This is a genomic window from Nocardia vulneris, assembly GCF_001613425.1.
GTDB lineage: Bacteria > Actinomycetota > Actinomycetes > Mycobacteriales > Mycobacteriaceae > Nocardia > Nocardia vulneris.
This window is the reverse complement of the sequence record NZ_BDCI01000052.1, coordinates 35,698-45,494: the sequence shown is the minus strand read 5'-3', so window position 1 is coordinate 45,494 and position 9,797 is coordinate 35,698. Positions and strand designations below refer to the sequence as shown.

11 protein-coding genes are annotated in these 9,797 nt (G+C 68.0%); 6 read left to right on the top strand and 5 right to left on the bottom strand.

What is annotated here, in order from left to right; translation table 11 throughout:
- Positions 1–57: 57 nt before the first annotated feature.
- Entirely contained in the window at positions 58–618 is a 561-nt protein-coding gene (locus NVU01S_RS40335; protein WP_043672788.1) for a peroxiredoxin-like family protein, read from the bottom strand.
- Positions 619–688: 70 nt separating this feature from the next.
- On the opposite strand from NVU01S_RS40335, the gene NVU01S_RS40330 reads away from it, so the two are divergent.
- On the top strand, positions 689–1,306 hold the full coding sequence (locus tag NVU01S_RS40330) for a TetR/AcrR family transcriptional regulator (RefSeq protein WP_043672791.1): 618 nt from the start codon (positions 689–691) through the stop codon (positions 1,304–1,306).
- Here NVU01S_RS40330 and asnB read toward each other — a convergent pair.
- Complete coding sequence (asnB, locus tag NVU01S_RS40325) at positions 1,299–3,134, bottom strand: asparagine synthase (glutamine-hydrolyzing) (RefSeq protein WP_043672794.1); 1,836 nt, start codon at positions 3,132–3,134, stop codon at positions 1,299–1,301. The genes NVU01S_RS40330 and asnB overlap by 8 nt on opposite strands.
- A 70-nt stretch (positions 3,135–3,204) precedes the next feature.
- Here asnB and NVU01S_RS40320 point away from each other — a divergent pair, with 70 nt between their 5' ends.
- A complete protein-coding gene (locus NVU01S_RS40320) occupies positions 3,205–3,816 on the top strand; it encodes a TetR/AcrR family transcriptional regulator (RefSeq protein WP_043672799.1) in 612 nt (203 codons plus the stop codon).
- Positions 3,817–3,830: 14 nt separating this feature from the next.
- On the opposite strand, the gene NVU01S_RS40315 is transcribed toward NVU01S_RS40320, so the two are convergent.
- On the bottom strand, positions 3,831–4,970 hold the full coding sequence (locus NVU01S_RS40315) for a GDSL-type esterase/lipase family protein (protein ID WP_244467304.1): 1,140 nt from the start codon (positions 4,968–4,970) through the stop codon (positions 3,831–3,833).
- Positions 4,971–5,079: 109 nt separating this feature from the next.
- Between NVU01S_RS40315 and NVU01S_RS40310 the strand changes: the two genes are divergently transcribed.
- Entirely contained in the window at positions 5,080–5,550 is a 471-nt protein-coding gene (locus NVU01S_RS40310; protein ID WP_043672804.1) for a MarR family winged helix-turn-helix transcriptional regulator, read from the top strand.
- Here the strand turns inward: NVU01S_RS40310 and NVU01S_RS40305 are convergent.
- A complete protein-coding gene (locus NVU01S_RS40305) occupies positions 5,519–6,223 on the bottom strand; it encodes a TetR/AcrR family transcriptional regulator C-terminal domain-containing protein (protein WP_082032104.1) in 705 nt (234 codons plus the stop codon). The genes NVU01S_RS40310 and NVU01S_RS40305 overlap by 32 nt on opposite strands.
- Positions 6,224–6,314: 91 nt before the next feature.
- Between NVU01S_RS40305 and NVU01S_RS40300 the strand changes: the two genes are divergently transcribed.
- Positions 6,315–7,325: an NAD(P)-dependent alcohol dehydrogenase gene (locus tag NVU01S_RS40300; protein ID WP_156161638.1), complete on the top strand. Its 1,011-nt coding sequence runs from the start codon at positions 6,315–6,317 to the stop codon at positions 7,323–7,325.
- 64 nt (positions 7,326–7,389) lie between these two features.
- Here the strand turns inward: NVU01S_RS40300 and NVU01S_RS40295 are convergent, their stop codons facing one another.
- Entirely contained in the window at positions 7,390–8,340 is a 951-nt protein-coding gene (locus NVU01S_RS40295; protein WP_043672807.1) for a helix-turn-helix transcriptional regulator, read from the bottom strand.
- A gap of 63 nt (positions 8,341–8,403) precedes the next feature.
- On the opposite strand from NVU01S_RS40295, the gene NVU01S_RS40290 reads away from it, so the two are divergent.
- Positions 8,404–9,558 carry an epoxide hydrolase family protein gene (locus NVU01S_RS40290; RefSeq protein ID WP_043672810.1) on the top strand — a complete coding sequence of 385 codons (1,155 nt, stop codon included), beginning with the start codon at positions 8,404–8,406 and terminating at the stop codon, positions 9,556–9,558.
- Positions 9,559–9,642: 84 nt separating this feature from the next.
- Positions 9,643–9,795 carry a hypothetical protein gene (locus NVU01S_RS44435; protein ID WP_167829398.1) on the top strand — a complete coding sequence of 51 codons (153 nt, stop codon included), beginning with the start codon at positions 9,643–9,645 and terminating at the stop codon, positions 9,793–9,795.
- The last annotated feature ends 2 nt before the right edge of the window (positions 9,796–9,797 follow it).

Below are 9,797 nucleotides of genomic sequence, written 5' to 3'. Positions count from 1 at the left end.
GACCGGAAGCCTCCGCCGGTGCAGTGTTTCTGATGCACTGCACCGGCGGTTTTCGTTTCAGGACAGCGGTTTTCGCGCCGGGACCAAGGCGAGCAGTTCGTCCACGGACCATTGGTCGTCGACGTGCGTGCCGTGTTTCGCGGCGAGGACTCCGCCGTCGGGGGCGATGAGGAAGTCGGCGGGCAGGCCCAGGCTGCCGCCCTCGGGTTTGGTCGGGGGAGTGGGTTGCCGGTGACGCAGGGTGGCTACGGCGGCGCTGGTCAGGCCGCGGACGATGCCGGGCCAGCCGCGCGGGTCGAGCAGTGCGCGCGGCGAGGATTCGACGCCGAAGTCCCGGTAGAGCTGTTTGCCGGGATCGGCGACGAAGTCCAGCGGGAGTCCCTCGGTGTACTTGCGGAGTTCTGTTGCGCTGGAATGGAACACGACGACCTCGCGGATGTTCGCGGCCGTGATCTCGTCGTGCCTGGTGACGATCGAGCGTAGATGCAGATGGCAGACCGGGCACCCGGCGAAGCGGCGAAACTGCAAGTGGATCAAGCGGTTCGGATCGGGTAGGTAGACCTGCCGGTCGGTGACGGTGGTCAGCACTCGATCGGCGACGGTGGTCGGCAGAGGCATGGGTTCCCTTTCGTAGGTGTACTTCGTACGCCTACGTCCAGTATGCGCGTACCTTGTACGCTGTCAACCCATGCCCCGTCCGCGCTCACTGTCCACCGCAGCCCTCGCGAACGCCGCCCTCGCGGTGCTCGACCGCGACGGCTTGTCCGCGCTGACGATGCGCGCGGTCGCCAAGGAACTCGGCGTGGCCACGATGGCGCTCTATCGCTACGTCGCCGACCGCGAGGCACTCGAAGTGCTGGTCGTCGACCACATCTACACCGCGATCGACACCACGTTGCCACCCGACGCCCCCTGGTCGGAGGCGCTCACCACGCTGCTGGATCGGGTCCGCGCGGCCGTCGCGCACCACCCCGAGACCGTGCCGCTGGTACTGCGACACCGGCAATCATCGACCGCTTCCCTGCGCGTGATCGAAGCGATGCTGGCCGTCCTCACCCGTGCCGGTTTCACCGGCCCCGATCGCGTAATAGCCCAACGCACCCTCGTCGCCTTCCTCTTGGGCGCCTTGCAAAACGAGCACTACGCCGCCCTGTCCGGCCGAGGCACCGCCACCATGGCCGCCCTGGACCCCGAAACCTTCCCCCTCCTCGCCGCCACCGCCACCCTGGCCCAAACCGTAACCCCCGACGACGAGTACCGCGCCGGCCTCCAAATAGTCCTCCGCGGCCTGACCCCCGCTAGGTGAAGTGGGGGTTGTAGTGGTCCAGCCAGATTGCGAAGTCGAGGAGTTGTTCGAGGTCGAAGCGGTCGGGTTCGGTGAGGTGGGGGGCGGGGCGGTCGACGGCTTTGGTGACGGCGTCGTGGTCGTAGAGGCGGAAGACGGGGTGGGTGGGGGTGGCGAGCAGGTCGGTGGATTGGTGGAGGAGGGCCGTGACGTAGTCGAGGTTCTTGGTGATCGGGTAGTGGCTCTTCACGCGTTCGACCACCGAGCGGGGGAGCGTGTCGGCGGTGGCGGCGCGGAGCAGGCTCTTCTCCCGGCCGTCGAAGGTTTTCAGGGACCACGGGGCGTTGTAGACGTATTCGACGAGCCGGTGATCGCAATACGGCACCCGGACTTCGAGGCCGACCGCCATGCTCATCCGGTCCTTGCGGTCGAGCAAGGTGCGCAGTAGCCGAGTGATGTGCAGGTGGGAGACCTGACGCATCCGGAATTCCAGGTCGCTCTCGCCGTCCAGCCGCGCGACCTCGGCGACCGCGTCCGCGAAACTGTCCGCGAGATAGGTGTCGAGATCCAGGGCCGCGGTCAGGTCGGGATCGAGCAGTCTGGTGCGCTGCACGAACTCGGGGGGCAGCACGGCGAGCCAGGGGAAGGTGGTCAGGCCGTGCTCGGCGGCCGTCCGGAACCAGCGGTAGCCCGCGAAGACCTCATCCGCGGATTCTCCGGACAGGGCTACGGTCGAATGCTCCCGAATTGCTTTGAACAGCAGATAAAGTGACGCGTCGGTATCACCGTGCCCGGTCGGCACGTCACGGGCGGTGACCACTGCGGCGCGGACGGCCGGGTCGGCGAGGGCCGCACTGTCGAGCAGGATGTCCCTGTGCTGGGTGCCTGCATGCTCGGCTACGGCCCGGGCGAAGGGCGCGTCGAGTGTCGCCCGCCACTCGTCCGGCACGAAATCCTCGTCCTGCTGCTGGAATTCGACGCTGAAACTGCGCACCTGCTCGCCGGTACTGCGCAGATGGGCGGCGGCCAGGGTGGTCAGTGCGGACGAGTCGAGCCCGCCGGAGAGCAGCATGCAGCGCGGCACATCCGAAATCAGTTGCCGCGCAACGACGTCCTCGAGTAGTTCGCGGACCGTCTGCACGGTCGAGGCGGGGTCGTCCTCGTGCTCGAGTGTGCGCAGTGTCCAATAGTTGGTGGTGCGCACTCCGTCGCGATCGACGGTCACCACCGAACCCGGTGGTACCTGCCGCATCCCGGTCCACGCCGATCCTTCCGGGCGCACGCTGACGACGAACAATTCGCGTAGCCCGTCGAGGCCGATCGATCTGTCCGCCAACGGATGGGCGAGGATCGCCTTCGGCTCGGAGCCGAACAGCAGACCGTCCTCGGTCGGGTAGTAGTAGAAGGGCTTGATGCCGAGGCGATCTCGCACCAGCACCAGCCGCTCGATCCGTGCATCCCAGAGGGCGAAGGCGTACATCCCGTTGAGTCGCTCGGCGAAGGCCGTGCCCCACTCCAGGTAGGCGCGCAACACGACCTCGGTGTCGGAGGCGGTGGTGCAGCGCTGCCCGCGGGCATGCAGTTCCTCGCGTAGTTCACGAAAGTTGTAGGCCTCTCCGGAATAGACCATGGCGACAACGCCATCCGGCGTTTCGATCGTCATCGGCTGCGCGCCGCCGGCCAAGTCGATGATGGCCAGCCGCCGGTGTCCGAGCGCGACGTGCGGCGCGACCCAGGTGCCGGAGCCGTCGGGTCCGCGGCACGCCATGGTGTCCGTCATTGCGTCGATGGAGTTGTTCGCTGTCGAGAGGTCTCGCTGAAAGGAGACCCATCCGGTGATTCCGCACATGCCATAAGACTAGAGTCACTCTAAAGTTCTAGCAACTATAACTTTATTGTCTATATAGTAAGCTTCCGGCATGGGTGAACCGGGGCTGCGTGAACGCAAGAAGCAGCGGACCAGGAGCGCGATCGCCGAGGCGGCGTACCGGCTGTTCGAGACGCGCGGCTACGACGCCACGACGGTTACCGAAATCGCTGCGGCAGCCGATGTTTCGCCTGCCACCTTCTTCAACCACTTCCCGACGAAGGAGGCGGTGCTCTTCGCCGAGGGCGGTGGCCTGCTCGATGTCGGACTCGCATCGATCGCGGCGCGACCGGCGGACGCGCAGGTCGGTGCGGTGCTCGCCGAGGCGATGCGGGCGATGCTGCGCGAAATGGCGGGTGGTCCCCGCGATCCGTCGGGCGCACTCGAGGCGACCCGGATCCGGTTGTTGATGTCGGTCCCGTCGTTGCGCGCCGCGACCCTGCAGCGCCTGTTCGAAGTGGAAGATCGCCTGGCGCGGGCGTTGGCCGAGGCGTTCCCGGCCGAACTGGACGAGGTGCGGGCCGCGATCCTGGTCGGTGGACTGTGCGGCGCCCTGTTCGCGGGAGGGCGGGCGGCCATGCGGGCGGACAAGACCTTCCAGGATGCGGTCGACGGCGCGCTGGATCTGGCGATCAAGGCGGCCGGCGACCTGCCCCGGGGGTGATTCTCGTGCTCGGCTCAGCGAAACAGAGCGCTGGTGTCGATGGTTTCGGCCATGGCCCGCGCCCCGGCATCGTTGAGGTGCATACCGTCGCCGCAGTCGTAGTCCGAACGGATGAAGTCCGGCCGAGCCGGATCCTCCACGGCCCGGGCGACATCGAAGACGGTGTCGAAAAGGTCTGTGGTGCGCAACCATTCGTTGACCGCATGGCGAGTTTGCACGGTCTCGGCGACGGGCATGCCCGGGTAGATGACGCCTGCGTACGGGCCGATGGTGGCGGCGTGCACGGTCAGCCCCGCTTCGCGGGCGCGGCGAGCCAGCGCGGTGAAGCCCGCGATCAGCTCGTCGGCCGTGGCGGGCGGCTCGCCGGACATGCCGCCGAGGATCAGGTCGTTGATGCCGAAGTTGAACAGCACGGCCGTCGCACCGGGAACGCTCAGCACGTCGCGGTCGAAGCGCATCCAGCCGGGCGCGCCGATCTCATTGGTGAGCAAGCGATTTCCGGCGATGCCCTGGTTTACTGCCCAGCCCCGGTCGAGCCTGCTGTTCAGTACGTCCACCGAGCGCCGATTCGCGCTCACGGTCGTGCCGACGCCTTCGAACCAGGAGTCGCCGAACGCCACGGCGACCGGGATGTCCGCGCCCACGGCCACATCCACGCCGGAGACATAGAACCGGGCGGGAAACTCTTCGGACGCGGCGAGTTCCGGCGCTGCGGCGACGTTTCCGGCCGCGATGTAGGCGATCTCGGCGGGCTGGTGCGAGAAGGTCGCGAGTCCGGTCTGCTCGGGTAGATAGACGCTGAGCATCAGGTCGTCACCCGGAGCGACGGCCAGCGCGACCGGATCGCTGACGAGTTCGCCGCCCGCCGGAATCGCCGACCGCGGTGCGCCGGAGAAGTGCAGTGCGACATCGGTTTCCGTGACGATCGCGCTGCCCGCTTTGCGCAGCGCGACCCGGGCGGCGCCGATGACCAGCGCGTCGCGTCCGAACAGATTGGTCAGCCGGATCCGGAGCTGGTCACCGCCGCCGGCCAGGTGCAGTACCTGGCGGACGGTCTCGTCGGCGAATGCCCGCGATTCGGCGAGCTTGACCTGCTCGTAGGGGCTGATGACCGCGGAACGGAAGCCGGCGACCCAGTGGGTGGTGTCAGACATCGAGAGCTCCATTAGTTGCTGCGAGGAATAATGCGTCGGCATATTTCTACAACCACATATTCCCCGTGTCAATTATCCCTGTGTCAACTACTTCCGGTAGGTTGGCGATATGGACACGGACCTGTTCGACGATCCCCGGCTGACCACGATGGGGCTGCTGTTCGAGGCGCACGCGGGCGTAGTGGCCAGGTTGGAGCCGACCTGGCGGGCGCACGGGCTGTCCGGCATGGACCTGAATGCGCTCATGCGCCTGAGTCGTTCGCCGGACCGGCGACTGCGCATGTCCGACCTCGCGACCCAGGCCGCGCTGTCCACCAGCGGCGTGACCCGGCTCGTCGACCGGCTCGCGCGCGCGGGACTGGTCGAACGCGAACTCGATCCCGGCGATCGGCGCAGCGCCTACGCGGTGCTCACCGCGGCGGGCGCGCAGCGGCTCGCCGAGGTGCTGCCCGACTATCTGGACGCGGTGGACCGCTGGTTGACCGGGTTGCTGACCCCCGAGCAGCTGGCGGGGCTCGTCACCGCTCTGCGCGTCGTGCGCGACACGGTCAATCCCGAGGCGACCGCGGGCGTCGACTGACCTGCGCCGACGCACCGTCGGACCCGGCGAGCAGACGCTCCAGCCCGTCCAGGATCAGGTTCAGGCCGAACTCGAAATCCGCTATCCCGGTGTGCTTTCCGTCGATCACCAGCTGGGACAACGCGTTCATGTACGGGAACTGATCCGCCGGTATCCGGGGCAGGAAATGCGCTGCGGCGGAGACGTATTCGTCGGGTTGCAGTGGAAAGTTCGACTCCTGCATGGTGAAGCCGTAGATGTGGCTGTCCATCGCGTTCCAGGCGCGGTCGGCGAGTTGATACGAGAAGCCCGCGGCGTGCAGGCAGCCGACGGTGGCGTCGATGTAGCGCAGCATGGCCGGGCCCACGTTGAGGCGGGAGCCGATGAGTCCGGTGGCCCACGGGTGTCGCAGTAGTACCTCGTGCGCGGAGGTCGCGCGGGCGTGCATGGCCGCTTTCCAATCGCCGCCGATGCTGGGCACGGCCATCTCGGCGATCACCAGATCGGCGAGGCCGTCGAGCAGGTCGTCCTTGTTGGCGACGTGGTTGTACAGCGACATCGCCTCGACGCCGAGCAGTTGGGCCAGCTTGCGCATGGACAGCGCGGCGAGTCCCTGCTCGTCGGCGACGCTGAGCGCGGCACGCAGCACCTTTTCGCGGTTCAGTGGGGCGCGGGCGGCGGTTGGCTTGGGCATGGGCCCTCTCGGTTGACGTACTTACGGTGTAAGCGTACCGTCCGAGACGAGCGACTTACGCTGTAAGTCTCCGTTCCAGCGAGGAAAACCAATGTCCGAGATCAAGGACCCCATCGTGGAAGTCGCCGAGATGGCGGCGGTCGTCGCACCGCGTTACGGCACCGGTGAGGTGCTCCGGATCGAACGGGTCGCCCGGCCGAACCCGCGCGCGGGTGAGGTGCTGGTCCGGGTCCGGGCCGCCGCGGTGTGTCAGGGCGATGCCCACCTGCTCACCGGTACGCCCTACCTGCTGCGCCTCGGATTCGGCCTGCGCCGGCCCAAGGATCCGGTGATCGGGCACGATCTGGCCGGCGAGGTGGTCGCGGTCGGCGCGGGTGTCGCCGGATTCCGGCCCGGAGACCGGGTTTTCGGTCAGGTCGGGTCGGGCGCCTTCGCCGAGTACGCCTGTGTATCCGCACAGCGCCTCGCCCCGGCGCCGGCCGGTGCGAGTTTCGAAGAGCTTGCCGCCGTGCCGGATTCGGGCATGACGGCGTTGCAGGGGCTGCGCGACGCCGGGCGGCTGCGCGCCGGGCAGCGGGTGCTGGTCAACGGCGCCTCCGGCGGCGTCGGCACGTTCGCGGTCCAACTCGCCAAGGCGCTCGGCGCGGAGGTGACCGCGGTGTGCAGCACCCGCCATCTGGCCGCGGTCCGGACGCTCGGTGCGGATCACGTGATCGACTACACCGCAGCCGATTTCACCGTCGGCGCGGCGCGGTATGACGTGTTGCTCGACCTTGTCGGCAACCGGACGCTTCGGGACTGTCGTCGGGTGCTCACCCCGAAGGGGGTGTTCGTCTCGTCCGCGGGCGCGCCCGGCGGTAACTGGGCGGGGCCCGTCGTCTGGATGGGAAAGATGCTGCTGGCCAACCTGTTCGTGCGCCAGCGGATCGCGGTGCACCTCATGCGCCCGCAACGAAGCGACCTCGACTATCTCGCCGACCTCATCGCCGCGGGCAAGGTGCGCCCCTTGATCGAGCAGCACCATCCGCTGGCACAGGCCGCGGCCGCGGTCCAGCACGTCATCGACGGGCACGCCCAGGGCAAAACGGTGATCGTGGTGTGAACGTCGCTGCGGTTCGCCGCGTGATTCATCGCGCAGCAGCGCCGCCGGGGCTGAACAGCGCGGGTCAGTCCACGGATTCCAGCAAGCGCTGGGCGAGCGTGCGGACATGAGCGACGAGTTCCGGTGGTTCGTGCACATGGAACGGGAAGCCGAAAGTCGCCAGATAGATGGCCATTTCGTCGAGTGAATCGGCGCCGACGCGCAGCGTGCACGATTCGGCGTCGATCGCCTCGAGGACGCCGACCGTCGGCGAGATGCGGTCTGCCGCAACCTCGGCGGGGACACCGAGGGTGACGCGTGCGGAATACCGATACGGCGAATTCGTCACGCCCTGCGTCAGATAGCCGGACAGGTCCGCGTCGGGCGCCTCGCGCGGGGTGAAGCGCGGGCCGGTCGGGATCCGGGGATGCAGCCGGTCGACCCGGTAGGTGCGCCAGTCGGCGCGGTCGACGTCCCAGCCGATCAGGTACCAGCGGCGGCCGGTGTGTGCCAGGCGATGTGGCTCGGTGGTCCGCAAAGACGCGGTGCCGTCGTGGCTCCGGTAGTCGAACCGGAGCCGGTGGCTGTCCCGGATCGCGCCCGCGATCGCGGTGAGCGTGTCCGGGTCGACGGTCGGCCCGCCCGCGGCCACCGTGACGGTGACCGATTGCAGCAGGCTCACCCGGTGCCGCAGGCGCGAGGGCAGCACCTGCTCGAGTTTGGTCAGCGCCCGCAGCGAGCTGTCCTCGATACCGGTGATGGTGCCGCCCGCCGCGGTGCGCAACCCGATCGCGACGGCCACCGCCTCGTCGTCGTCGAGCAGCAGCGGCGGCAGTTTCGCGCCCGCCCCGAGCCGGTATCCCGCGATACCGGCGGTGGCGTCCACGGGATAGCCGAGGTTGCGCAGCTTGTCGATGTCCCGCCGGACAGTGCGCACGTCCACCTCGAGGCGTTCGGCCAGTTCGGTGCCGGTCCAGTCGCGCGGCGTCTGCAACAGCGAGAGCAGGCGGAGCAGTCGGGCGGAGGTTTCCAACATGAATTCGAGTATGCGCGATAGCTAGGGCAAAAGCTGTCCTAGGTGCGTTCTAACGTTTATCTCATGAGCAACGAGATCCGCGAATTCCGCATCGACATCCCCCAGCAGCAGCTCGACGACCTGCGCACCCGGCTCGACAGCGCACGGCTGCCCGCCCCGCTGCCCGGCGACGGCTGGGATACCGGCGTGCCGACGAGCTGGCTGCGCGGAATGGTGGACTACTGGCGGACCGGATACGACTGGCGGGCCGCGGAGGCCACGCTCAACTCCTACCCGCAGTACCTGACCGAGATCGACGGGCAGACCATCCACTTCCTGCACGTGCGCTCGCCCGAGGCGGACGCGCTGCCGCTGCTGATGACGCACGGCTGGCCGGGCTCGGTGGTCGAGTTCCTCGATGTGATCGGGCCGCTGTCGGATCCGCGGGCGCACGGCGGGGATCCGAAAGACGCATTCCACCTGGTGATTCCGTCGCTGCCGGGCTTCGGCTTCTCGGGTCCGGTGACCGAGGCGGGTTGGACGGTCGAGCGGATCGCCGGAGCCTGGGCCGAACTCATGCGCAGGCTCGGCTATCCGCACTACGGCGTGCAGGGTGGCGATATCGGCGCCGCAGTGAGCCCCGAGGTGGGCCGGGTCGCACCGGAAAACGTTGCGGGCGTGCACGTCAACGGCGGGCCCGGCCCGATGCCGCCGCTGCCGCTCGCCGAAGCGGAGCTGGCGAGCCTGAGCGAGATCGAACGGGATCGGATCGCCCGGATCGAGGCGTTCATGCAGGAGGAGTTCGGCTACATCGCGATCCAGTCCACCCGGCCGCAGACGCTGGCCTACGGGCTGGTCGATTCGCCGGTGGGGCAGCTGGCCTGGATCATGGACAAGTTCCGCGAGTGGACGCATCCGCGAAACATCGACCCGGACAAGATCATCGATCGCGACCGGCTGCTCACCAACGTGATGTTGTACTGGCTCAACGGCACCGCGGGCTCGTCCGCCTACGTCGGCTATGCACAGGAAGGCGGCTGGGGCGAGACGAAGACCAGCTCCGGCGTGCCGACCGCGGCGCTGGTCTTCGCCCATGACATCGGCATCCGCAGGTACTCCGAGACCGAGCACAACATCACCCGCTGGCACGACGTCGACCGCGGCGGCCACTTCGCGGCCCTGGAGGAACCGGTATTGCTCACCACCGATATTCGCGAGTTCTTCCGCGACCTGCGCTGAAAACCGAAGTCTGTGGGCCTGTTCCGGCATGTCGTCGCGGGAGCAGGCCCACAATCGGGGGCAGGACCGTCGGTGAGGTACAGCATGGAGAAACCGAGACCGCTCAGCCAGGAACATCGCGAAGACTTCTGGCGCCGCTGTGGGTGGGCACCCGAACTGCCGGAGGGCGAGCGCGAGGCGATCGAGCGTGCGTGGGACGACGAATCGATCGAGATGGCGGAGCTTTTCGGCTGGTAGCC

Excerpts from the sequence above, each read along its gene's own strand:
- NVU01S_RS44435 (WP_167829398.1), top strand. The coding sequence starts at position 9,643 with ATGGAGAAACCGAGACCGCTCAGCCAGGAACATCGCGAAGACTTCTGG.
- NVU01S_RS40330 (WP_043672791.1), top strand. The coding sequence starts at position 689 with ATGCCCCGTCCGCGCTCACTGTCCACCGCAGCCCTCGCGAACGCCGCC.
- NVU01S_RS40320 (WP_043672799.1), top strand. The coding sequence starts at position 3,205 with ATGGGTGAACCGGGGCTGCGTGAACGCAAGAAGCAGCGGACCAGGAGC.
- NVU01S_RS40335 (WP_043672788.1), bottom strand. The coding sequence starts at position 618 with ATGCCTCTGCCGACCACCGTCGCCGATCGAGTGCTGACCACCGTCACC.
- NVU01S_RS40300 (WP_156161638.1), top strand. The coding sequence starts at position 6,315 with ATGTCCGAGATCAAGGACCCCATCGTGGAAGTCGCCGAGATGGCGGCG.
- NVU01S_RS40315 (WP_244467304.1), bottom strand. The coding sequence starts at position 4,970 with ATGTCTGACACCACCCACTGGGTCGCCGGCTTCCGTTCCGCGGTCATC.
- NVU01S_RS40310 (WP_043672804.1), top strand. The coding sequence starts at position 5,080 with ATGGACACGGACCTGTTCGACGATCCCCGGCTGACCACGATGGGGCTG.
- NVU01S_RS40295 (WP_043672807.1), bottom strand. The coding sequence starts at position 8,340 with ATGTTGGAAACCTCCGCCCGACTGCTCCGCCTGCTCTCGCTGTTGCAG.
- NVU01S_RS40305 (WP_082032104.1), bottom strand. The coding sequence starts at position 6,223 with ATGCCCAAGCCAACCGCCGCCCGCGCCCCACTGAACCGCGAAAAGGTG.
- NVU01S_RS40290 (WP_043672810.1), top strand. The coding sequence starts at position 8,404 with ATGAGCAACGAGATCCGCGAATTCCGCATCGACATCCCCCAGCAGCAG.
- asnB (WP_043672794.1), bottom strand. The coding sequence starts at position 3,134 with ATGTGCGGAATCACCGGATGGGTCTCCTTTCAGCGAGACCTCTCGACA.